The 23,925-nt window shown below is 37.2% G+C and carries 19 protein-coding genes and 1 pseudogene; 17 read left to right on the top strand and 3 right to left on the bottom strand.

Annotation, left to right across the window (positions count from 1 at the left end; translation table 11 throughout):
- The first annotated feature begins 229 nt into the window (after positions 1–229).
- The 7 genes from LPB68_RS09465 (at position 230) to LPB68_RS09435 (ending at position 6,341) form a co-directional block, all read left to right on the top strand.
- The gene (locus LPB68_RS09465) at positions 230–418 is read left to right on the top strand and encodes a hypothetical protein (protein ID WP_068659865.1); all 189 of its coding nucleotides are present in this window, start codon (positions 230–232) and stop codon (positions 416–418) included.
- 425 nt (positions 419–843) lie between these two features.
- Positions 844–1,893, top strand: a complete 1,050-nt coding sequence (coxB, locus tag LPB68_RS09460) for a cytochrome c oxidase subunit II (RefSeq protein ID WP_068659863.1) — start codon at positions 844–846, stop codon at positions 1,891–1,893.
- 71 nt (positions 1,894–1,964) lie between these two features.
- On the top strand, positions 1,965–3,809 hold the full coding sequence (gene ctaD, locus LPB68_RS09455; RefSeq protein ID WP_068660154.1) for a cytochrome c oxidase subunit I: 1,845 nt from the start codon (positions 1,965–1,967) through the stop codon (positions 3,807–3,809).
- A 2-nt stretch (positions 3,810–3,811) separates the two neighbouring features.
- Entirely contained in the window at positions 3,812–4,438 is a 627-nt protein-coding gene (locus tag LPB68_RS09450) for a cytochrome (ubi)quinol oxidase subunit III (RefSeq protein WP_068659861.1), read from the top strand.
- Between the two features lie 3 nt (positions 4,439–4,441).
- Complete coding sequence (locus tag LPB68_RS09445; RefSeq protein ID WP_068659860.1) at positions 4,442–4,765, top strand: cytochrome C oxidase subunit IV family protein; 324 nt, start codon at positions 4,442–4,444, stop codon at positions 4,763–4,765.
- A gap of 101 nt (positions 4,766–4,866) precedes the next feature.
- Positions 4,867–5,757: a cytochrome c oxidase assembly factor CtaG gene (gene ctaG / locus LPB68_RS09440; protein WP_068659858.1), complete on the top strand. Its 891-nt coding sequence runs from the start codon at positions 4,867–4,869 to the stop codon at positions 5,755–5,757.
- Positions 5,758–5,876: 119 nt separating this feature from the next.
- Positions 5,877–6,341, top strand: a complete 465-nt coding sequence (locus tag LPB68_RS09435) for a DUF420 domain-containing protein (protein WP_068659856.1) — start codon at positions 5,877–5,879, stop codon at positions 6,339–6,341.
- Between the two features lie 594 nt (positions 6,342–6,935).
- Here the strand turns inward: LPB68_RS09435 and LPB68_RS09430 are convergent.
- Together LPB68_RS09430 and LPB68_RS09425 are read right to left on the bottom strand one after the other, a co-directional pair.
- Positions 6,936–7,778, bottom strand: a pseudogene (locus LPB68_RS09430) (IS3 family transposase); the annotation flags it as partial.
- Entirely contained in the window at positions 7,772–8,113 is a 342-nt protein-coding gene (locus LPB68_RS09425; RefSeq protein ID WP_068659106.1) for a transposase, read from the bottom strand. The pseudogene LPB68_RS09430 and the gene LPB68_RS09425, both read right to left, overlap by 7 nt.
- A 260-nt stretch (positions 8,114–8,373) precedes the next feature.
- Between LPB68_RS09425 and LPB68_RS09420 the strand changes: the two genes are divergently transcribed.
- The 10 genes from LPB68_RS09420 (at position 8,374) to tnpB (ending at position 23,061) form a co-directional block, all read left to right on the top strand.
- Complete coding sequence (locus LPB68_RS09420) at positions 8,374–9,096, top strand: ABC-2 transporter permease (protein ID WP_082865871.1); 723 nt, start codon at positions 8,374–8,376, stop codon at positions 9,094–9,096.
- Between the two features lie 46 nt (positions 9,097–9,142).
- Entirely contained in the window at positions 9,143–9,547 is a 405-nt protein-coding gene (locus tag LPB68_RS09415) for a GntR family transcriptional regulator (RefSeq protein WP_068661504.1), read from the top strand.
- Positions 9,548–9,554: 7 nt separating this feature from the next.
- Complete coding sequence (locus LPB68_RS09410; RefSeq protein ID WP_068661503.1) at positions 9,555–10,469, top strand: ATP-binding cassette domain-containing protein; 915 nt, start codon at positions 9,555–9,557, stop codon at positions 10,467–10,469.
- 2 nt (positions 10,470–10,471) lie between these two features.
- Positions 10,472–11,377, top strand: coding sequence for an ABC transporter ATP-binding protein (locus tag LPB68_RS09405; RefSeq protein WP_068661502.1), 906 nt, complete (start codon positions 10,472–10,474; stop codon positions 11,375–11,377).
- Complete coding sequence (locus tag LPB68_RS09400) at positions 11,370–12,680, top strand: ABC transporter permease (RefSeq protein ID WP_068661501.1); 1,311 nt, start codon at positions 11,370–11,372, stop codon at positions 12,678–12,680. The genes LPB68_RS09405 and LPB68_RS09400 overlap by 8 nt, the downstream gene beginning before the upstream one ends.
- 242 nt (positions 12,681–12,922) lie before the next feature.
- Positions 12,923–14,629: a hypothetical protein gene (locus LPB68_RS09395; RefSeq protein WP_068661500.1), complete on the top strand. Its 1,707-nt coding sequence runs from the start codon at positions 12,923–12,925 to the stop codon at positions 14,627–14,629.
- Between the two features lie 2 nt (positions 14,630–14,631).
- Entirely contained in the window at positions 14,632–17,982 is a 3,351-nt protein-coding gene (locus LPB68_RS09390; RefSeq protein WP_068661499.1) for an AAA family ATPase, read from the top strand.
- 260 nt (positions 17,983–18,242) lie between these two features.
- On the top strand, positions 18,243–20,153 hold the full coding sequence (locus LPB68_RS09385) for an AAA family ATPase (RefSeq protein WP_068661498.1): 1,911 nt from the start codon (positions 18,243–18,245) through the stop codon (positions 20,151–20,153).
- A gap of 9 nt (positions 20,154–20,162) precedes the next feature.
- Positions 20,163–21,467, top strand: a complete 1,305-nt coding sequence (locus LPB68_RS09380) for an McrC family protein (protein WP_082865870.1) — start codon at positions 20,163–20,165, stop codon at positions 21,465–21,467.
- A gap of 436 nt (positions 21,468–21,903) precedes the next feature.
- Positions 21,904–23,061: an IS200/IS605 family element RNA-guided endonuclease TnpB gene (tnpB, locus tag LPB68_RS09375; RefSeq protein ID WP_418303823.1), complete on the top strand. Its 1,158-nt coding sequence runs from the start codon at positions 21,904–21,906 to the stop codon at positions 23,059–23,061.
- A 271-nt stretch (positions 23,062–23,332) separates the two neighbouring features.
- Here tnpB and LPB68_RS09370 read toward each other — a convergent pair whose 3' ends face one another.
- Complete coding sequence (locus LPB68_RS09370; protein ID WP_068661496.1) at positions 23,333–23,902, bottom strand: YdeI/OmpD-associated family protein; 570 nt, start codon at positions 23,900–23,902, stop codon at positions 23,333–23,335.
- Between the last annotated feature and the right edge of the window lie 23 nt (positions 23,903–23,925).

Here is a 23,925-nt window from a genome sequence, read left to right as displayed (position 1 = left end):
TAAGGAATCATGTGTTCGGAGTACTGTAACGATTGGAGAAGTATGGTACAATGAGGATGAGTGATTCAGCTACATTAGTTCCAGGTGATTATTTGAATTTACCCCGAACTGTGATCGAAGAGCTTTCTATCCATTGCATAAGTTATTTTACTCCATGATGTTTAAGGAAGATCTTTTCGGCATTCTCTTAACCCTAGCTTTTCATTCAGCGTATTGGGAGGGAACAATTATGGCAACTAAAGGTCATAACGAAGTCAAGGAAAGTCTACGGGAAATGACACGGATTTTCCAACCTAAGGATCCAAAGAAGTTCGTGAAGGATTACGTCAGGAAATATCATATTATGGGAGGATACGAAGAGGAATTGACCTCTGTGGTAGAACATGAACTAGGACGGATGAATTCCTCCATATCTTAGTACAATGAACATTGAACTTTATGAAACGCCCTTATAGACTGTTTTTCGCGGTACTAACCGCGAGAATCGGTTTTTTTATTGTGGGACGAGTTATTTCAACTGTCACAAAATTGGCAAAAGTAAAATAGTAGACTAGCAACTCCTTTTGATAGGTACTTGGATAAGTAGAGAGTATAAGGAGAATCTAAATTCTAATAAATGTAACCGTTTCCAAATCCCTATTTTACGCTATTTTTCGTATATTTGAACAATTTGTGAACTCGTCGTCAATGATTGACAAAGTTGTGTCATAAACTTATATTAAAATAGGTGATACATATAATTGACAAATGCATATCTTTGTTTATAGTAAGAGCCTTTCTGGTGAGTTTCTGGTGATAATGTTTGAAAATATATATAAAATTGCATAAAAAGTGGGGTAGATGATGATGAAAAGGTGGCAGGTTATGAAGCGATTACTTCCTATGCTAGCAATTTTTACTTTGCTCTTGGCAGGTTGTGGCCGGGAAGACTTGTCGGTACTAAAACCTCAGGGGCCAGTAGCGCAAGGGCAGTTCGATCTAATAAAGCTATCCATCTCGATTATGTTGGTTGTACTGGTTATTGTGTTTGCGCTTGCGGCATTTGTACTCATTAAATTTCGCAGAAGACCAGGACAGACAGAGATGCCTGAACAAGTGGAAGGTAATTTCAAACTCGAGGTTATTTGGACAGTTATTCCATTGGTATTAGTACTTGTTCTAGCAGTTCCTACTGTTAAAGAAGTATTTGCTTTTGGGGAAGATCATTCTAATGATGACAATGCTATAAAAGTAAAGGTAACATCACACCAATATTGGTGGGAATTCGAATACCCTCAGTATGACATCACAACAGCACAAGATTTAATTATTCCAACCAATAGGGATATAGCATTTGAATTGAAAACAATGGATGTTATTCACTCTTTCTGGGTTCCTTCCTTATCAGGTAAGCTGGATACCAATCCAGATGGAACGATTAATAAATTTAGCTTCAGTGCACCTAATGAAGGTGTGTATCTGGGTAAATGTGCTGAGTTATGTGGACCATCACATGGTTTCATGGAATTCAAAGTAAAATCTGTAAGTCAAGAATCCTTTGATCAATGGGTAACAGCTATGAAAGAACCAATGGTACCGATCGAAGATGTGGCTCTTGCTGAGACTTTCAAGAACCAATGTTTGACATGCCATGCAGTTGGAGATCAAGGAGGTTCATCTGGACCGAATTTAACGGGAATTGGATCGCGTGAAACCGTTGCAAGTATCCTATTGAATTCTGATGTTGCTGGAGAATATACCAATCCTGTCGAGGATAACTTGAAGGAATGGCTTATTGATCCACAATCGGTTAAACCAGGTAATAAAATGCCTGCACCAAAAGACTTGGGACTTACCGATGATGAGATCAATGGTATAGCAGAATATTTAGCTAACTACAAATTAGATTACTAATAATAGCAAGGACTCTAAGGGGGGTACAAACCTTGACTCACGCTCATAGTGTCAAGCGTTACAAGGGCTTAATGGATTGGTTAACGACTGTTGATCATAAAAAGATCGCGATTCTATATTTATTAGGTGGGGGACTGTTCTTTGGTATCGGTGGTATTGAAGCACTTCTCATTCGTCTTCAATTAATTAAACCAATGAATGATATGTTAGACGCACAAACATTTAATGAATTAATTACAATGCATGGAACAACGATGATTTTCCTTGGGGTTATGCCCATTGTATTTGCTCTCATGAACGCTCTTATTCCTCTTCAGATTGGTGCTCGTGATGTTGCGTTTCCATTTCTTAATGCGCTAGGATTCTGGACCTTCTTGTTCGGCGGTATCCTATTGAATCTAAGTTGGGTTATGGGTGGTGCACCAGATGCAGGTTGGACTGCTTATACACCACTCTCTAGTTCAATGTATAGTGAAACACATGGCGTAGATTTCTATACGGTCGGATTACAGATTGCAGGATTAGGGACATTAATTGGTGGTCTTAATTTCTTAGCCACGATTATTACAATGAGAGCTCCGGGAATGTCGTTCATGCGTATGCCGATGTTTACTTGGACTTCATTTGTTACTTCCGCAATGATATTGTTTGCTTTTCCAGCTATTACAGTTGGGCTAGTATTGTTAACATTTGATCGGATATTAGGTGCAAATTTCTTCGATGTAGCTGGTGGAGGAAATCCGGTTCTTTGGCAACATATATTCTGGATCTTTGGGCACCCAGAAGTATATATTTTGATCTTGCCTGCTTTTGGGGTGATATCAGAAGTTATTCCTACATTCTCACGCAAGCGCCTTTTCGGTTACAGTTCAATGGTGTTTGCTACGATCTTGATCGCCTTTTTGGGATTCATGGTATGGGCGCATCACATGTTTACGACAGGGCTTGGACCTGTGGCTAATGCCTTATTCTCGATATCTACCATGTTAATTGCCGTTCCAACAGGAATTAAGATCTTCAACTGGCTGTTTACGATGTGGGGTGGTCAAGTATCCTTTACGACACCGAACCTATTCGCAGTTGGTTTTATCCCAACATTTACGATGGGTGGAGTTACGGGCGTGATGCTGGCTTCTGCTCCTGCAGACTTTCAGTTCCATGATACCTACTTTGTTGTAGCCCATTTCCATTATGTTATCGTTGGGGGTATGGTATTCGGATTGTTCGCAGGACTCCATTATTGGTGGCCAAAAATGTTCGGGCGAATGCTCAGTGAACCTCTGGGTAAATGGACATTCTGGACATTTGCAATTGGATTCCATATGACATTCTTTGTACAGCATTTCCTTGGACTTATTGGGATGCAACGTCGTATAGTTACGTATTTACCGAATCAGGGATTTGATACGATGAATTTAATAAGTACCGTGGGTGCATTCTTGATGGGTGTGGGTGTAATTATATTCTTAGTCAATATTATTCGTACATCAATGAAGCCTATTGGGGTCGCTAATGATCCTTGGGGTGATGGTCGGACATTGGAATGGACGATACCATCTCCACCACCGGAATACAATTTCAAACAAATACCACTCGTACGAGGTATTGATGCTTATTGGAAGGAAAAAATGGCTGGCAACACAGAAATGGCACCTTCAGAACCAGTGGGACCTATTCATATGCCGTCACCAACCATTCTCCCTTTTATTATGTCTCTTGGTATATTCATCGCAGGCCTTGGTTTAATGTTCAGTGGAGAGGAATTTTCAAATTCGTTCATGAGCCTCATATTTAATAACTGGATCGTGTGTGGATTGGGACTTCTCATCACGTTTGGATGTATGCTGCTACGTTCTCTTTATGATGATCATGGCTGGCATATTGAACCAGAGGAACTGGAAGAGGAGGGAGTGTAATTATGGCTACAGCACACGTGGAAGAGGTAAAGGGCCAATTACCTCATTATCCTGAGAAAGCAACACTTGAAGGTCGCAACAAAATTCTTGCCTTTTGGCTTTTTTTAGGTGGCGAGGCCGTACTCTTTGGTACGCTCTTCGCTACATTCCTTACACTTCGTAATCAAACAAATGGTGGTCCCACAGGTGATGAACTTTTTGGTTTGCCACTAACGGCTGCAGCAACATTTATCTTGTTAGTAAGTAGTTTGACTAGTGTCTTTGCGATTCAGGCATTACATCGTCACAAGTTAGAATCACTGAAACTTTGGTTAATCGTTACTGTCGTTCTAGGACTTGGCTTTCTCTGTCTAGAAATTTACGAATTCTATGAATACATGCATTTAGAGAATTTCAGTATGACAACAAGTGCATTTAGCTCAGCGTTCTATACGTTGGTTGGGTTTCACGGTGCTCACGTTCTGTTCGGTATTGCATGGATCGGTGTTCTCATTGGGCAGCTATACACCAAAGGATTAACCGTTGTAACGGCACCGAAGGTTTATGTGTCCGCTATGTACTGGCACTTTATCGACGTAGTATGGGTATTTATCTTTACGGTCGTTTATTTGCTTGGAAAGGTGGGTTAAGTCATGACTGTCGATGAACAACCAAATAAGCATCAGCTAGTCAACTCAAGGCCTCGGCATGAAGGTCCACAGAAACATATCGTTGTATTTATATTCTCTATTGTACTGACACTAATCGCTTTTGCAGCTGTAGCAGCCGGCGGTATAAACGCAGGATTTACGATTACCCTATTGCTAGTCATGGCCGTTCTACAAGTATTTGTTCAGATGGGTTATTGGATGCACTTGAAAGATAAGGGTCATATGCTACCGATTATATTCATGGCAGGTGGATTCTTTGTTGCAGGGACGGCAATCGTTACTGCACTAGCCTGGATGTGGTGGTAAGATGAGAAGAGGTGGCGTGAGCCGCCTCTTTTTTTAAATCTTAGAAAATTAGAATATGCTTTTTTAGACAAAAGGAAACCCGGTAGCAAGGAGGTTAATGAATGCTGGGATTAGAATATTTTAGTATTGCAGATTTGTGGAGTCCGTTATTTATGTGTTGTATGCTACTTGTAGTCGCAGGTTATTTACTAGTAGTAGGTCCTTTCAGTGAAAAGTTCGCTGAAGCTGAACCCGTCTCGTGGATGAAGAAATTTATGTTTATTGCAGGAGTGTTTATACTCTATTTGGCACAAGGTGGACCGATAAGTCTATTGGGGCATATGATGTTCTCTTTCCATATGTTATCGATGGCACTCTCATATCTTGTGGCACCTCCGTTAATTATGTTAGGAATTCCACCTTGGTTATGGCGTAAGATGTTGAAGATTAATCCATTGCGGAAATTAAAGTTTCTGGCCATGCCTATCGTGGCAGCGCTTGTATTTAATGGATTATTCTCTTTCTATCATATTCCCGTTATTCATGACTATGTAATGTTGCATTTCAATGTGCACCGCTTGTATTATTTAGTATTGTTCGTGAGTGCCATGTTAATGTGGTGGACGCTTCTAAATCCACTCCCTGAGAGCAGTAAGGGATCAAGTCTTGGTAAAATGGGCTATATCTTTTTGAATATGATATTATTAACACCAGCATGTGGCTTGATCATTTTCGCATCATCGCCAATGTACAGTATTTACAGTGATCCGAATACATGGGCTAAGTCTATGGGATATTGTATCTCGGGGGATACCTCACTACTGTTAGCTAATTTTGGTGGACCCACATTTTTCAGCCTAATGAGTCCGTTGGTTGATCAACAGGTAGGTGGTATCCTCATGAAGTTTATTCAAGAAATCATTTTCGCTTCTATATTAGCGTATGTTTTTAATCGTTGGTATAAGAGTGAGAATCGTGAGAATGATGAATTAACCAATGGAGAGTCATACTAGCTTTACGAAGTAAACCAAGAAGCTACTATGCTATAAAAAAACTTTGGTATATGCTTTCGATGTCAGTTTTTCGAAGTAATTCATGTAGCATATGCTAATAAAACTTTTAGGAGGATATCATGGATTTGTTTTTTATATTCCCAACGATTAGTACTTCATTCATCGTACTTAGTGCGGTGTTGGTAGCTATTGGTTGGATTCTTATTATCAAAGGTCATAGGGATGCACATAAGAAGGTTATGATTGGTGCTGCCGTTTCTGCATTGGTGTTCTTTATAATTTATACTTCGCGCACCATCTTTATAGGTAATACAGAGTGGGGCGGTCCAGAGGACCTCCAAGTCTATTATCAAATTTTTCTAATCTCACATATTATTCTAGCAACTGTAGCTGCTGTGTTCGGAATTACGACACTTACACTAGGATTTAAAGCTAAGTTTGCGAAACATCGTAAATGGGGTAAGGTCACCGCGATCATGTGGTTTTTCACAGCGATCACAGGTGTTATGGTGTATTTACTTCTCTATATCTTATATCCAGGTGGTCATACGATACCAATGTGGAAAGTTATACTAGGTATATAATGATCTCAAGACATCTAGACTGAACACAGTTTAGATGTTTTTTTCTTTTAAACATAATCATCTACTAAGATCGCTTAAAGGCGGTTTTTTTAAATATAGGAAAGCGTAAGTTGGAAGGGGTCCAGTCATCGCCAACTAACAAGAATCCAACATGGTGACTGTAGAGATCATAGGATTGTGTTTAGTTATGTTTAATTGCAAAACCTACACTTAATCTAGGAGATAGAGGTGGGTGTAGATAATAGATGTAGAAAGTACAGCTAAAAGTGGGATAACTATGAAAAATGCTATATATCCAAATAATAAATGTATTCTGTACAACTAAACCGAGTAATAGACGACATTGGGCGGATTTAGATGTACTTTTTACACCTACAGCAGACATTATCCAATGATCTAATGCTGACGCTACCCAATGATCGCGATAAGAGCTCTGAAATGTATGCTGCCGGCAATGTTTGTGCAACTAGTAAATTCTGAAACTACAATTTGTAATCACTGAACACTGCATAACCAGCATTTGTTAATACTAAACTCTACAAAAACCTCAGATTATATCTGGTCATACCCCTGTCAAGTAGACAGATGAAAAAACTATGCAGCCAGCGCGTGCCGATACTCAATCGGCGCGCGTTGTTTGAGTTTAGCCTGAAACCGTTGATAGTTATAAAAGTAGATATAATCTTCAACGGCTTGATGTATCTCGGCTTCTGACTTACACTGGAGAAGATACAACTTCTCTGTTTTGAGATGCGAAAAGAAGGATTCGATGCACGCGTTATCCAGGCAGGTTGCTTTGCGAGAGTGGCTGCCTTTGACGCTGAATGCTTCTAGTCGTGTGTTGTACACTTGAGACGTATATTGGAAACCTTGATCCGAATGGAGCACGGCTTCTGATACGTCTCTTTTTCTTGTCCACTGGTCGATCGTATCTAGTACGAGTTTAACATCGTTACGATCTGATATTTGCCAAGCTACGATCTCATTGTTAAATAAGTCCTGAATCGCAGACAGGTAATAAAAGCGTGTACCATCGGAGATATAGGTGATATCTGTGACCATCTTTTGTTGAGGGCCTGTAGCATGAAATTGACGCTTCAATCGGTTAGGATATACGACAGAAGGTGTATAATTGAATCGTTGTCTTTTCCTTCGTATCACGGATTGGATGGATAATTCCCTCATGAGCCGCGCTACCTTTTTGTGGTTGACACGATAGCCTGCTTCCCATAAAGCCGTCATCATACGTGGATATCCAAAGTAAGAATGAACGGAATGAATAGCCATCATGTGCTCCTTGATTTCATGATCTCGCGCTTGTCTTTCAATACGCTTAGATCGCGTTGCACGCCATTTGTAGTAGCTGGCTCTGGGTACACCTGCAATGGTTAATAAACGCGTGACACCGTGTAACTCACGGAGTTCTTCAATTACTTGATAGTTGTCTTGCTGACTGAGGAAGCCTCCTTTACCAGATTTGGATACCGCTTTTTTAAGTAGTCCACCTGTACTTTCAGGTGATCTCGCTCTTCCTCTACAGAGGCAAAAGACGTACGTGTTCGTCCTTTTAACGGATTAGATAAGCTTTTACGTACATCGAATTCCTCTCCATCTCGCCACTTTCTCACCCATACTTTTAATTGTGTGCAGTTCCTAATTCCCAAGTTTTCTGCCACCACTTTGAAGCTTGCTAATCCCTTAAGGTATTCTTTGACCGCTACTTCTTTAAATTCATTCGTATACTGTTGAAATACTTGTCCTTTTTTAGCCATAAAAATATCCCCTCCAAGTTCACTCTTTCCCACATGATAACATGCGGTTTTTTTTGAGTGTCTACTTAAAGGGGATATTACCAATCTACTGCGGTTCTTTATGCCATTTTTTCATGAAAAACTTCCTGGAATAAAAATGAAATTATCTATTGACGATGGATACTTCACACATTATACTGTGTATAAAGATATATACAGTAAGCACACCGAAGAAAGATATATGGCGAATAACGATATTGATTAAGAGCGAGGGGATTAGAGTGAAAATCGTAATAAGAGACGCTTGGGTGATTTTCAAAAGGGATTTAAAAATCGAGAAATATATGTGGATCGTTTCTATAATATTTATGAGTTATTTTGGAGTCATGATTAGCATGATTGTAGAAAGTCAGCTCGAACCTAAGAATGAATTATATCCGATATCGGATATCGTACTGTTAGTCCTTATCCCGATGTTAGGTTTTTACTTTTCAAAAAAATCTTTTAAATATTTGACAGAGGACTCTTATACACAAATGATGATCTATCTACGAACTTTGCCGATTTCGTCTAAAGTCATCATGGGGTACAGATACATGCAGCTGACAACCGCTTTGATTATAAATAGCTTGATCTTTTTTAGTATCATGTATGGCATTAGCCATCCGTTGAGAGTGGAAATGCCTCTAGAAGCATTCATAAGCTTCGCACTTACATGGATTGGATATGCAATAGCTGTTATGGGAATATATATTCATTTCGAATTTTTATGTAGTGGTAGAAAATATTTCTGGTTATCGATGATACTAATGGGGATCTCTTTTATTGTAGCGATTGCGATTCGGATGCTAGGTGGCAATTTGCTATTATATACAGTGAACATGAGTCAAGAGTGGGGAATGCTATCACCAGTCATGTGGGGTACGCTTGTTGGTGGATTGATAGTCTTAGCTATTATGGGGAAATTTACAATTCGTAAGTTACAGAATAGAGACCTTTTATAAATGATAAATGGTTGTATAAGAAGAGTTAAGGAATGAGGTGTGAAAGGTGTGGATACCCATCCAAATTGACGAGAATAGTGCCGAGCCGATGTATCACCAAATAGAGACTCAACTACGATCGCTTATTATAAATGGTCAGATTGAGGAGAATACGCTTTTACCATCGATCAGAGAATTTGCTAGCGGATTGAATTGTAGCGTAATTACAGTTCGAAGAGTGTATCAAGATTTAGAAAGTGAAGGTCTACTCCGTACGAAACAGGGAACAGGCACGTTTGTTGCAAAGGTAGGAGATTCTAAGCGAGATACATTTAAACGAGAATCTGTAGTAGATGCCCTAGGAAAGGCTGTTGATGTGGCGATTTCGGTTCAGTGTAGTGAAGAAGATATCATGAGGATATTTCTAGATATAGTAACGCATAAATATCATTCTGAAGATGGGAAGGAGTAATCGTGATATGGAGCAGATGGTCGTTAATATGGTAAACGTGAAGAAGAAACGACGAAATAAAATGATAGGCCCTCTCAATCTCTCTATTCCTGAAGGATATGTCGTTGTGATTGTAGGAGAGAATGGGTCGGGTAAAAGTACAATGATGAATATGTTGATGCAAACTGTGATCCCAGAAGAAGGAGACATAACATGGTTTGGGCAGTCTTATCCTGAGGGTATTCCAATCGAGATTAAGCAACAAATAGGCTATGTGTCGGAGAAAAGTAATATGGAAGAAGATCATCTGACAGCTGAGGCAGCAGCCAAATTCCGCTCATACTGGTATCCAAATTGGGATGATAATCTGTGTAGAAGATTAATGGCCAGTTTTAATATACCTAGAGGTACGAAATTAAGCAAAATGTCTAAGGGTGAACGAAGAAAATTCGAAATCACGATGGCTTTGGCAACACGCCCGAGGTTACTGTTATTAGATGAACCTTCCTCTGGGCTTGATCCTTTTGCCTGGAAGAGAATGATGGATGAACTCCAAGATTATATGAAACAGGGTGATTCTACGATTCTACTATCCACTCATATTGCTGATGAGATTAGGAAACTGGCTGATTACATTATCCTTGTTCACCATGGTCGAATACTTGGCATGGTTGAGAAAGATAGTCTTATGGATAATTGGAAAGAAGTCTGGGTTAGAAGCGGTAGTTCAATTGTAGATAAATTACCAGGAATTATGAAAGTGCAGCAGGATTCTGCGGGTGTGTTACGAATGATAACTACAGAGTGTAAGCAATTAGAGAATCTCTTTCATGCTTCAGGAATACAACTAGTGAAGACACGCGGATTGGAGCTTGATGAAATTTTAAATCTATGGATTCAAAGAGATGAGGCTGCCGTTGCGCAGTCAGAGAGGGGAGAGTAATTATGGAAGCATTAAAGTTGGAGAAAGTTGTAAAGCAATTTGGAGAGAAGACCGCAGTCAATGAACTGTCACTTCAAGTAGAGGCGGGGGAGATTTACGGACTCCTTGGAGCTAACGGGGCAGGGAAAACAACAACGATGCGTATGGTATTGGGACTTATATATCCCGATGGTGGAAGTATAAGATACCATGGTAAGCCTCATAGTGATGAGCTACGGCAGATCATGGGTTACTTACCTGAGGAACGAGGACTGTATCCGAAGATTAAAGTGAGTGAACAATTAAACTACTTGGCTCAGCTTCGAGGCATGTCCTCTAAAGATGCAGATAAGAGCCTACGCTATTGGTTAGAACGGTTCGAAGTTCCGGAATATTATGATAAACGAATTGAAGAGTTATCCAAAGGTAATCAGCAGAAGATTGGATTCATCGCAGCTGTCGTGCATAAACCTCAGATCCTTATTCTGGATGAAGCATTCAGTGGATTGGATCCCGTTAATGTGGAGCTGCTGAAATCAACGGTGAAGGAACTCCGTGAACAAGGAACAAGTATATTATTCTCAACCCACCGTATGGAGCATGTAGAGGAGTTATGTCGACATATTACCATTATGCATCGATCTAATCCCGTTGTTCAGGGGAGCTTGAAAGAAATCAAAAGCAGATATCCCCGCGAACAAGTAGCACTAATAACAACGAGTGAAGTCTCTGGGCTAGAGAATATTTCAGGAGTCACTAAAGTAACAGTGCAAGAGCAAGGAGGCTATCTGATCACAATCTCAGATATTTCCGCTGCTCAACAAATATTACAGTCTGCTATGCAGCAAAGTGTTGTAGAGAAATTTGAATTGAAGGAACCCACATTGAATCAAATCTTTATTAAAGAGGTTGGTGAATCTAATGAATAAAATAGGGACGGTCATAGGATTTACTTTTAGAAATAAAGTGAAGACGAAGGCTTTTATCATTACTACATTAGTTTTAGCTATTATTATGTCTATTGCGATTAATATTCCATATTTTATCCAGTTGTTCTCAGGTGAGGATTTGAAAGACGGTGCAAGCGGAGAGTCTACGAAGATAGGACTAATCTATGGACAACAGGCAGAATTAGCTGAACAACTTGATAGCTATTGGAAGGCACAGAATAATGAAGATCTTACTCTCGTTAAGTATGATACAGCAGATATACAAGTATTGCAGAATGATATAGAAGAGGGGATCATTGAAGGTTATCTACAGTTCACAGAAGATACCAATGTGATATTTCCTGCAGTGATCTACGCTTCGGAAGAGGGGGAACAGCTGAACCCAATTGCTCAAGCGGAACTTACAGGTGCTTTACAGACAGTAAAGACGCAGAGTATCGTAAAAGATTCACTTACGCCTGAGCAGATTGCTGAATTAGGAACTCCAGTGCAGTTTAATACTGAAAGTGTTAGTCTGGCATCGGGTATTGATAATAAAACTGCTACGGAAGAAAATGAAGCACAGGAAATATTGAATTTCGGTGTAGTCTACGTACTGATTATTTTATTCTTCTTCACAACGATGACGACAGGAAATATGATAGCTTCTGAAGTGACGACAGAGAAGAGCTCACGGATTATGGAAATTCTAATCACTAGTGTCTCACCATTAACGCAAATGTTCGGTAAAATCATCGGAATGTTCTTGGTTGGATTAACTCAAATTGCTACCTTCATACTGGTATTGGTTGCAAACTTACTGATGCCGCAGAACAAACAACTGCTTGCAGATTTCGACTTGAATCTATCGCAGGTTAGTCTGGACGTATTGATCTATGGATTCATATTTTATGTGCTAGGCTACTTCTTATACGCTGTTTTATTTGCAGCTGTTGGTTCAATCGTAAGTCGCACAGAGGATCTAGGTCAAGCCGTGATGCCGATCACGATGTTATCACTGGCAGCATTTTATATCGGAACTTTCAGCATTAGTGTTCCTAACTCAGTACTGATGAAAGTATCCTCATTCATTCCATTCTTCTCACCTACGACCATGATTGTACGAATCGGTATTGGGGAAGTAGCCGTCTGGGAAATATGGGCCTCAATTCTTGCTTTAGTTGTATTCATTATATTCTTCGGTTGGTTATCCGCTAAGATCTATCGTACCGGTGTACTCATGTACGGTAAGCGTCCAACGATGAAAGAGATACGTAAGGCGATGAAGGCTTATAAAATTTAGTGCTTGTTGCCAGTCAGATGTAAGTAACGGTTATAGATGAGATTTAGGAAAAAAATGGGGAAGATAGCTTCACATGGTTGAGATAAAATAAAGAGCCTTGATAACCATATTTCCTGGTATATCAAGGCTTTTTATTTTCATAATATTTATAGGTCCCTTAACTCTAAGTGAGTGATGTAGATTTTGGAAGGTAATGTCGAACTTATGTAGAATACTAATGAAATACATTACCGGAGGTAAATATGACAATTACATATAAATTCATCGAAGACTGTTTTCAAAGTATAGAAAATGAAGAAATTCCTCAATTTGATTTGTGTAAAAATGATTCCGCAACGTTTACAGTATTGAAACTCCAATGCAAGGGGAATATTATCGCTAGCCCAGAAGAAGGTCCAAGGTTTGAAAATAGCGATTATACAATAAACCTATTCCCGGATGCGTTGAGATTAGCTAAAACAAAGAATGTTGATTTGTTTTTGACTCCTGAATATTCTATTCCACTTAATATAATTGAGCAAATAATATCGACTGAGTCAATGCATCCTCCTCTCGGCAAATTGTGGTGTATTTGCACTCAAGGTATAGAAGTAGATGTGTTTGATCAATTTATCAAGGATTTAAAAGGAAATGCTAAATTGGTTGTAATTACAGATGCAGCAGAGAATTATAGTAAAAGATTTTTTGTCAACTCATTATTCTATATTTTTAAGCTAACCAGCGGTAAATTGTGTATAACACCTCAATTAAAGACGAAATCTATGGCTGATCGATCGCTAGAATGTGAGGAAGTTGGATTAAGTTTAGGATCTATCATCTATCGATTTGGAAGGAATCAACCTAACCAGTTAATTTCATTGATATGTGCAGATTCATTAAATCAAAGAGATGTGTCTATTTCGAAGTTATTCGAATGTGGCAATGAATCAATTGTACTTTTGCATCCTCAATTAAACACTAAACCCCGTCAAGATGACTTCTCTTCATTAAGAAAGGAATTATTTCGTTCAAATGAAGGGAGCAAATTAGTATATATATCACAAAATTGGGCTGAAGATTCTTCAATTGCTATTAAAGATTCTGGTGATTCGGAATTAATAGATAGTCCCTGGTCTAGTATATATGTAAAGAATAATAATAAAAATTGGAATAATGACACAAGAAGTCATCGGAAAAATAATCATCTTAAAGGGCTGGGTTTTGCGTATTGGCTTGATAAAAAGGTGAATATTTGGTTCTCATCTAAAAGAGAGAATATGCAATTCTTGCATGTTCGTAAACCATGTCAATTAGGACCCATGGTAACTACCCCAACAATTGACGTCAAGTGTTATGAATCTTTTTACCCAGATGAATCAAGAAGTAGGTGGGTAGATGCTCAGAAGTTGTTTGATGAAGATCTTAACGATATAGAGAGTTTACTCACAGATGAATATAAATTCCCATTAACTGCTCAGTTAGAGGATCGTGACTACTTCTTCGGAGTTTCTCTTGGTAAGAATGAAGAAAGTCAATTAATAGCAAACAAGGATGAGTATTGTAACAGGCTTGGGATATCCATTGATTTATATTCAGAAAAGACTAGGGTAGATGGAATTGATCAGTTCATTAATTTAGCAAATTGTCTACGAGAAAAAAGATTACCGTCACATATTAAAGGTTTAAGGGAGAATCATAGGTTTGGTCTAAATAAGTTAAATAATCATAATTTATTTTCTGTCGATAGTGAAGACGTTAGTGCTTTAGTTTGTTTTGTAAGTAGTGAAGAATTGGCAAATAAGACAGCCGATATATTAATCAAAAATATGGACCCTCAGAATAAAGAAAAAATATGTGTGTTCAGCTCGAAAAAGGGTAACGTCACCGAGATAGTTACTTTCCCGCAATATGATACTTCAATAGATGCATCCGTACGTGTTAAGCCTAGAACGAATATTTCGGAGGGTTGATTATGTTAAAGTTACAAGGAAAACAATTAACTTCACAAACTTTTATGATTGAACAAAAAGAGATTAAAGAAATAATAATATATGAGAAAAACAATATTATTGCAAAATACTTAATATTTCATTCTGAATTATCCTATCTTAATGAGATAACTAGCAGTGATGAAGCATATAGTCAATTCGAATCTAGATATATTGAAGACTTTTTTTATAACCTATCTGGTGATGATCGCTGGAACTTATACTTTGTGTTTGTTTTAAGTGATATGGATTATAAACAACTGGCTTGGGACAAAAAGGTATTTATTGAAAGAAAAAGTGATTACGCAAGAAAGACCGTTATCGCTGCGTCAGAATATGAGAATAATCTTGAACAACGTAGTGATAATGAAACTCGAAATAATAAAGTATTAAAATCTGCAGATCCTTCTAAAGATTGGACAACAGTTCTTAGCGAGAATGGTATGTTGTTATGTGTGGAAGAATTTACAACGAAAAATTTTAAGTTGTTTTTACAGGGGAACAAATTCACATTAAAAGACAAGAAAAATATTAAAGAATTAGGCAGCACTATTAAAAATAAGTATGCGAACTTAAAAATATCCAACATCTCTTTTGGAACAGCTTATCGAGAGCACTGCTTTGAGCCCTCCACAAAGCTAGATTTTTCTCATGTCAACTTACTATTTGGCCCAAATGGTTCAGGTAAGACCTCAATATTAGAAGCTATAGAAATTGCATTAACAGGAAATGTCCATCGTGAACAAATAGGAGATGCTAAAAAAACGAATAAAGTTAATTCATGGGACGGAATTATAACATTTACCAACAACCTATCTATATCGGGCCTGCCATCCAGTGAAGAAAAAAAGCTACGTGAATCACTTTTTTATGAAAATAGAGAACGTAAAATTGATAAATTAAACCATGCGTTTCATCAATACAATTACTTCTCAACTGAAGAGGTCTATCAATTTTGTTTTACCCCAGAAGGTCAACCTGATTATGAAAATGAATTTCAGAAGGTTATATTCGGTGAAGAAGTTAAAACGATTGAAAAAAATATTAATAGGCACCTTGAAGAAGTTGAAGATACAATAAAGGGGCTAAATAAAAATATTGATTCTCACCAAAAACAAATTTTAATATACTCTGAGCTATTGAGAAAAAATGTTTCAGAAATTAATTTATCCACAGTAGTTCGATCATTGGATAATTTATATTTAAGAGACGATCGATATATCTCACAACTATCAACATTTCATAATACTCATGATAATAATTTAGAGCGTCTTAATGAATTACTAGAAGCACTGCATATTGAAGTTGATTACTTTGATCAATACGCTGGTGAACTTTTCGAGATGAAATCTTTAGGTATTTATACTTTTGTTGAAGCTGAAAATAAAAGAACTGAAACAAAGTTAAACTTAAATAATATAGATCAAACTCTAAAGAATCTTCGTTCCACTTATACGTCACTAAATGAAAAGATAAAGTCTGTCACAAATAAATTAATGATTAGAAAAGAACAGCAAGAATCTGAAAATAATAATCTGATTAATTTTAATAATCGAATTAATTATGTCAATAAGAATTTTATTTACTTTAGTAACTTCAATAAAGTAACTGAAAGATTAGAAATTGAAAGTAAATATTATGAACTAAAGAAAAGATATGATTATTATGTTCATTTTGTGTCAAATTACAAAATACCTGAAATGGTAAATATTCCCATTATAAGTACTGAGAAAACAGAAAAAAAGAGAATTGAAACTGAAAACAGACTTCGAAAATTGAATGTCCAACATGAAGAATTATTAACTGCCATTTTAAAAGAAGAGAACAATAACATTCAATTTAAAGATCAATTAAAACAGTTGAAAGTCATAGGGCAAACAATATTAGAGACTAATAGGAGTATTCATAGCTGTCCTTTATGCGGAGTTAATCACTCTTCCTACAATGAACTTCTAGTTAATGTTCTTAATGGAATGGAGGGATTACAATTAGATACAAGTTTAGAACTTAAAAGGAAAGAATTCTCTCTTGTTGCTGAAATTAGAGAAACGGCTAACGAACTAGAAACAATAAAAAAAGAAGATACCCTATTGAATCAAATAACTTCTAGCTTTGGTTATTTATTAAAGTATAATATTGCAGATGATTTTATAAGTTCCCATATAAATGAACAATCTAATTTCCGTATAATATTTAACTATGTTAATAAAATAATAGTTGACACAAAAGATATCCTTTCTGAGTTGGATTACAGAATTAAAAGTTTAGAAAGTGAGAGTTATTCCTACAATTCTGTAGTTAACTTTGTTCAATCATTCAAACAAGAATTAGGAGATTCCTATATTGAAGGACAGATTCAAATCGATCAAATGCTTTCGAACTTAAATGCTAAGAAAGCAGAATTTCTTAACAAAGTTCAGGAAAGTCTCTCTGAAATGAGAAAACTAGAAGTAGAATTAGATCTATTACAAGAAGAACAAATGAAAGTCGTTGATGAAGGAAATAAATATAGAGTCCAGCATGAAGTATATCAAAATCAACTGAATGTATTTTCTAAATGGTTTGTTTTTAAGGAAATCTTAATAAGTAAGATAACGTATAATAGTATTAATGACATTAATCTTTCTTCTTGGGCTAGTGATCTAATGGAAGTAAAGAATGAGATATTACTACTAAAAGAAAATATTGGTAACCGTAAAAACTATTCTGAAATTTCAGTGCGTATGAAAGATGAAGAACGATTAATTGCTTCAGACAAGGAGTTACTTAAGGTTTGTAAAAAAGCCAAATTAGTAATAAATAAGTTAAACCCACTTTCGGATTATAGCTCGGAATTTCTTAAAAACAACATATCTGAAATTAGTAAGAAATTTGTCCTACTGCATAGTCCAAGAGAATTCTCAGTATTGGAACTTAACAGTAATAACAAATTGATTGCATTACGTGAATCATCAAATAAAATTGAAGAAGTCCCCATACATTTAATGAGTACTGGACAGAGGACTGCAGTTGCACTCGCTGTTTTTTTTGTTTTACATATAAGTATGAAAAATGCACCTAAATTTATTTTATTAGATGAGCCTGTTTCAAATATGGATGATTTAAATGTCCTTAGTTTTCTTGACTTCATCAGAGAGATTTCAGCAAATGGAGTGCAATTGTTTATTACAACTGCGAATCCCAATATTGCAAGGTTAATTCGACGTAAGTTTAGTTCGCTAGAAGACGAATTTAGATCAATTAAATTATCGAGGACGAAAAATAAGAAAATACATGGTGAAATTTCTTTCTATACACCGCATATCGAAGAACCCGTAAAAGTAGATGTTATGTAGGATCATATATATGTGGATCATAAATCCAGGTTTCTCATATTGTTGGAACAAAAATAACTGATCCAGATGTAGAACGATCGTGCATGTGCGAAAGACATCAAAATAAGGATGGATGTAATTGTGAGTAGTAACAAACGAACAATGATTATTTGTACACATGGGAGCGCCGTAGATTGCTTGTTTTTAAAGTGTTAAAGGGAAGTTTCGCGGCTCAAATCTTATGAACATTTACAGGGGAATTATGAAATGAGGTTAACAATATGAATAATTCATCTAAAGTGCAGCGAAAAGCGTATACGGAGTGGTTTAATCAGCGTAAAAAAGCAAATGGTGAAAATTACTCAGATAATACAGTAAACTCCTATGTGTCATCTTTGTCAAATGCACCTGAAAGGCTAAAGGGTATTGAATTAGAAGCGACTGACTTATACGAAATAGCATCACCAGAAGCTTTTAAAAAGGTAAGAGTGTTGATTGAAGGGGCAGAAAACTTCGATGAAGTCAACGTTAAGGCGGGTAACAAAGCCTTTCAATATGCACTACAATATTATGAAGAATTCCTCATGCAACAGGGGGAAGGAGATTTGTTGAATACTTCATCTATTAGTTACGGTCAGAATTCATTACAAGCTAGTACGGTGGTGGCAACAGAAGCTATAACAATGGATAAAAATATCATTCTTTACGGACCACCAGGTACGGGGAAGACCTACAACACCGTTGCTTATGCAATCGCGATTATCGAGAGGAAATCTTTGGAATCTATTCAGCAGGAAATAGATAAGAACGGTTATGAAAGTGTTCTGACACGGTATCGAACATACAAGGATAATGGGCAAATTGCATTTACAACCTTTCATCAATCGTATGGATATGAGGAATTTATTGAGGGAATTAAGCCCAAGATTGGAATCGGAAGTACGGATCAGGATGGAAACGACGTTTCCTATGAAATCAAGACGGGTATTTTCAAGGAATTCTGTGAACATGCAATAACGCCAACCATTCAGAACAGCAATGAATATGGCATTCGTAGTGAACCGACAATATGGAAAGTATCGTTAGAAGGAGCGCGGGAGAATACTACCAAGAGAGATTGCTTTGTTAATAGTAGAATAAGAGTTGGCTGGGATGGATATGGTGAGAAGATCACAGAAGAGACTGATTTTACAAAAGCCGGTGGGAAGAAAATTCTGTCTAGCTTTATCGATGAAATGATGATTGGTGATATCGTTCTAGTTCTATATGACGAGAAAACGATAGATGCGATTGGCGTCGTTACCGGTGATTACGAGTGGTTGGATCAGTTTGCACATTACAAAAGATCGCGAACGGTCAAATGGCTGGTTAAGGATATTCGTGAAGATATCTATGAACTAAATGGAAACACTGTTCTGACTTTAGGTTCAGTATACAGACTAAATCGGATTAAACTTACAGATGTACTTCATATTCTAAAAAAGTATGATGCTTCTTCAGGCACGACTATTAAAGAGAATACCAATCAATATGTATTTATTATCGATGAAATCAACCGTGGAAATATCTCGAAAATATTTGGTGAATTGATTACATTAATTGAGCCTACCAAGCGTCTAGGACAAGTCGAAGAAATCAAGCTTAAACTTCCTTACTCACAGGTGGAATTTGGTGTTCCTAACAATGTATATATTCTCGCAACTATGAATACGGCAGATAGATCTATTGCTCGACTAGATACAGCTCTGCGCCGACGTTTTCATTTTGCGGAATTGATGCCAAACCCACAATTTCTTAAGGGTGTAGTTGTTGAAGGAATTGATATCGCCGCCATGCTGATGAAGATCAATCACCGTATTGAAGTATTATTTGATAGAGAGCATACGATTGGACATGCCTATTTCATGTCCCTAGCAAGCAATCCTATATTAGATAACCTAGCCAGTATTTTTAAAAATGCCATAATCCCTTTACTGCAAGAATACTTCTATGAAGATTATCATAATATCCAGCTTGTTCTCGGAGACAACAACAAAAACAGGGATGAACAATTTATCCAGAACCAACAGATTGATTTCAAAGAGCTATTTGGCAATTCGCGCGAGATTGATCTTGATGATGAAGTACCCTATGAAATTAATGAGCAAGCATTTACCCAAATTGAATCGTATCGCAAAATTTATAACGTGTAGGTGACAGGTTTGAGTCAACAGTTCATGATTAAAGAATATGATTCGTTCACAAGGAATGTAGCTGTGTCATCTAATCAATATCACTCCTTACCCGAGTCTACCTTCGATCGGTTAGAGCAGTTTATCTTGTTGAAGAAACAGAGTGCTGATACAGATACTTTGGAATTGATGACGATTTCTAGTAAACGCGGTATTGGTAAAATCATTAGTGCAAAAAATTATGTAGGTTTAATAACGATGGATGATGGCACGCAAATTGAAATTTTACCAAAGTTATATTCCAAGGAACACGAAAGCTCAGAAGTAGAAACGAAAAGAGTTTTTCTGGATATGTTGAAATTCCTTAAGGAAATACCGTACAAAACCTTTAAGATGTCGAACCTTCATATTGAGAAAAATAATATTTTTGAAATTTTTATTCGAATGTTCATTGAAGAGATCTATGTGCTGGTCAAACGAGGATTGAAATCAGCTTATATTGAGCACGAGGATAACGAGCGCTACTATAAAGGTAAGCTCAACTTTTCGCAGCATATTAAATCGAATTACGTACATAAGGAACGCTTTTATATCGAATATGATATCTTCAGTGTTAATCGACCGGAGAACAGGCTGATCAAGACAACGCTAGATTTTTTGCGAAAAGTTAGTTCCAGTAGAATTAATAAAAAGGATCTTATCGTATTGTTGGCATCGTTTGATGCAGTAGAAGTCTCTGAAAATCCTGATCAGGAGTTCGAAAAGGTCATCTCCGATCGTAATATGAAGGACTATGAAATGATTCTTCAATGGTGTAGCATCTTTCTGAAGAATAAAAGCTTTACTACATTTCAAGGTGGCGGAGTGGCCTTTGCGCTTTTGTTTCCAATGGAGAAGGTCTTTGAAAGCTATGTTGCTGGCAAGCTAAATAAGGTCTTAGACAAAGCTCATTATCAAATGAAGACACAAGATCGGTTATATCATCTGTTCGATAAACCCATGCGATTTCTATTGAAGCCAGATATTGTGGTGAAGGATCGTGATAATTGTTCAATCGTACTGGATACAAAGTGGAAAATACTTTATCCAAATCAAAGTAACTACGGAATCTCGCAGGCGGATATGTACCAGATGTACGTGTACAATAAAAAATACTCTTCTAAAATGGTGTTCTTACTATATCCCTGGACAATTAGCATGTGCACGATCGATGAATCGATTATGTATCTAAGTGAGGATGACGTAATGGTTCATATTTGCTTCATAGATTTAATAAATATCAACACTAGTATTCATGATCTTGCCAACAAAATTGATGAAATGATGAGAGCGTGAAATCGTCATTTTAATGTATAAGTGGTAAAGTAAAAATGAAGCAATAGACTGGGTTCTTCTGAGCCAGGAATGTTACTCAATAACAAATCTCATCTATAACCGGAATATCAACAAAAAGTATCAATTAATGATCAAATAAGTCTCACTTATAACAAAAAGATCACCTGATTTGGTGATCTTTTTGTCTCATTTACAGACGTTACCCACAGATGTTGTAAACTTCATCTTATAATGTCTCCAAAACAGAAAACAAAAGCCCAGTGAACCCTTGCTGGGCTTTTGTTTTCTGTTTTATAAGCATAAATTGATTATTTTATGACTGGTTCGAGAACACTTGTGGCTTTAGCCATGAGATGAATTGAACTTCTTTTTTTGTTTTCAATGGCGTACATATGTTCTATAGTAAAGGTATCTACTTCAAAGGAGGTGTCTCATTTTGAACCATCATAAAGCCTACAAATTTCGTTTGTATCCTACAAAAGAACAAGCTATCTTCATCAACAAAACGATAGGATGTACTCGGTTTGTCTTTAACCATTTCTTAGGGAAACAAAAAGAAAAAGACGCTTATTGGACTATCACCAAAGAGATGGTTCAAAATGGCCAGCTTCCTCTGAATCGTTGGAAAGGTGAATTCTTCAATAAAAATGAATCCATTAAATCGGTGAAGCAATTAAAACAGTATTATTCCTTCCTCAAAGAAGTGGATAGCATTGCCTTGCAAAAATCCGTAGAAAACCTAAACGATGCGTATACTCGCTATTATAAAAAGCAAAATAATACACCACGTTTTAAAAGCAAAAAGAACCCTGTCCAATCCTATACAACCAAACAGATGAATGGGAATATCGCCATTGACGGTAATCAACTTAAATTACCCAAGTTGGGATGGGTTTGTTTTACCAAAAGTCGTGAAGTGGATGGTCGCATTCTCAATGCGACTATTAGACGAAATACGTCAGGTAAATATTTTGTGTCCATTGTCGCAGAAGTAGATATTCAGCTATCACCCAAAACCCATCAGGAAGTCGGCATGGACTTAGACATTAAGCAATTTGCGGTGTTGAGTCAAGGCAAGCCGATGGAGAACCCTCACTTCCTGCGAAACATGGAACAAAAATTAATACGTGAACAACGTACTTTGTCCAGAAGAACCATGGGATCTTCTAATTGGCATAAGCAAAAAATCAAAGTGGCTCGAATGCACGAACAAATTGTCAACGCCAGAATGGATTTCTTGCACCAACACTCAACGGCATTGGTCAAAAACCACGACCTCATTGCCATTGAGGATTTGCAAGTATCCCATATGGTCAAGAACCATCGGTTAGCCAAAAGTATCGCAGATGCGTATTGGGCAGAGTTCCGCAGACAATTGGAATACAAAGCGAAATGGTATGGTAAACAGGTCGTGGCGGTTAGTCCATGGTTTCCGTCTTCACAATTGTGTTCATGTTGCGGATTTCAGTACAAAGAAGCCAAGAAGCTATCCATTCGCAAATGGGACTGCCCGCAATGTGGAATCCATCAGAAACGAGACCAGAATGCCAGTATGAATATTCTTCAAGAAGCGAAAAGGCTTCTTTCCGCATAAAAAATAGAACCGTAGGAACTACGGGGATAGCCTACTTACCTTACTCCGATAGAGTATTAGCGTAGGAATCCTACGGATTTATTCGTGGGAGGTTCAAAAGGTAATCATTAATGTAGAGAAGTAAGAATGAAGCAGTCGATTAAAAAGTTCGCCAGAGAATGTAAGACGATTCTTGGCGTTAATGAAATAATTGTCTGTTAGTATTAGAAAAGTGCGATGTTCATCCGTTTGGAGCATTGATTTCACGTCACTATATGGTTAAGAATTATGTTCAGTAATTCAAAAGGCGTCCGTTGTCATCCCAATTACCATACAATTTATTTTGTCTGGTGTTTGTTATAAACTTATCTAATCTTTTCTTAAATAACTCAGGTTGATTTTTATTGCTTTGTATTGTGTCGATTCGAACTCTTTTATAAAGATCTGGAAATTGAACGAAATTCTGATATACATCTGTTTCCTCTTTCAGCCTCAGCTCAATAATAGGATCAATTTTAAAAGACTCGTAACTCAGGTCAGGGAGCTCCTTTCTACCTACTGCTGTCATTAATCCCAACGTTTCAAGGCGACGGGCCCGTTCTTTATTTAATTCAGTCCATGAACTGTTTTTGCTTCTAGGAGATAGCCTTTGGGCTAGTTCAGTCTCGGAATTTTTCTTTTTTATTCCATCAATCCATCCAAAACACAAGGCCTCTTCGACAGCGTCCAGATACAGTAAAGTACCTTGTGTCAACTTCATACTCACGACAACCCAACAAGATTTTTCAGTCAAACAATGTTCCTGAAACCAATACCTCAATTCGCTTTTCGACTTTACTTGAAGCAGTTCGTTGATTTCCATGAATGTGTTTCATTCTCCTTTCT

This window comes from Paenibacillus crassostreae, assembly GCF_001857945.1.
GTDB classification, from domain to species: Bacteria; Bacillota; Bacilli; order Paenibacillales; family Paenibacillaceae; genus Paenibacillus_AQ; species Paenibacillus_AQ crassostreae.
This window is presented reverse-complemented; position numbering and strand designations above follow the sequence as displayed.

Excerpts from the sequence above, each read along its gene's own strand:
- LPB68_RS09465 (WP_068659865.1), top strand. The coding sequence starts at position 230 with ATGGCAACTAAAGGTCATAACGAAGTCAAGGAAAGTCTACGGGAAATG.
- coxB (WP_068659863.1), top strand. The coding sequence starts at position 844 with ATGATGAAAAGGTGGCAGGTTATGAAGCGATTACTTCCTATGCTAGCA.
- ctaD (WP_068660154.1), top strand. The coding sequence starts at position 1,965 with ATGGATTGGTTAACGACTGTTGATCATAAAAAGATCGCGATTCTATAT.
- LPB68_RS09450 (WP_068659861.1), top strand. The coding sequence starts at position 3,812 with ATGGCTACAGCACACGTGGAAGAGGTAAAGGGCCAATTACCTCATTAT.
- LPB68_RS09445 (WP_068659860.1), top strand. The coding sequence starts at position 4,442 with ATGACTGTCGATGAACAACCAAATAAGCATCAGCTAGTCAACTCAAGG.
- ctaG (WP_068659858.1), top strand. The coding sequence starts at position 4,867 with ATGCTGGGATTAGAATATTTTAGTATTGCAGATTTGTGGAGTCCGTTA.
- LPB68_RS09435 (WP_068659856.1), top strand. The coding sequence starts at position 5,877 with ATGGATTTGTTTTTTATATTCCCAACGATTAGTACTTCATTCATCGTA.
- LPB68_RS09425 (WP_068659106.1), bottom strand. The coding sequence starts at position 8,113 with ATGGCTAAAAAAGGACAAGTATTTCAACAGTATACGAATGAATTTAAA.
- LPB68_RS09410 (WP_068661503.1), top strand. The coding sequence starts at position 9,555 with ATGGAGCAGATGGTCGTTAATATGGTAAACGTGAAGAAGAAACGACGA.
- LPB68_RS09405 (WP_068661502.1), top strand. The coding sequence starts at position 10,472 with ATGGAAGCATTAAAGTTGGAGAAAGTTGTAAAGCAATTTGGAGAGAAG.
- LPB68_RS09400 (WP_068661501.1), top strand. The coding sequence starts at position 11,370 with ATGAATAAAATAGGGACGGTCATAGGATTTACTTTTAGAAATAAAGTG.
- LPB68_RS09395 (WP_068661500.1), top strand. The coding sequence starts at position 12,923 with ATGACAATTACATATAAATTCATCGAAGACTGTTTTCAAAGTATAGAA.
- LPB68_RS09390 (WP_068661499.1), top strand. The coding sequence starts at position 14,632 with ATGTTAAAGTTACAAGGAAAACAATTAACTTCACAAACTTTTATGATT.
- LPB68_RS09385 (WP_068661498.1), top strand. The coding sequence starts at position 18,243 with ATGAATAATTCATCTAAAGTGCAGCGAAAAGCGTATACGGAGTGGTTT.
- LPB68_RS09370 (WP_068661496.1), bottom strand. The coding sequence starts at position 23,902 with ATGGAAATCAACGAACTGCTTCAAGTAAAGTCGAAAAGCGAATTGAGG.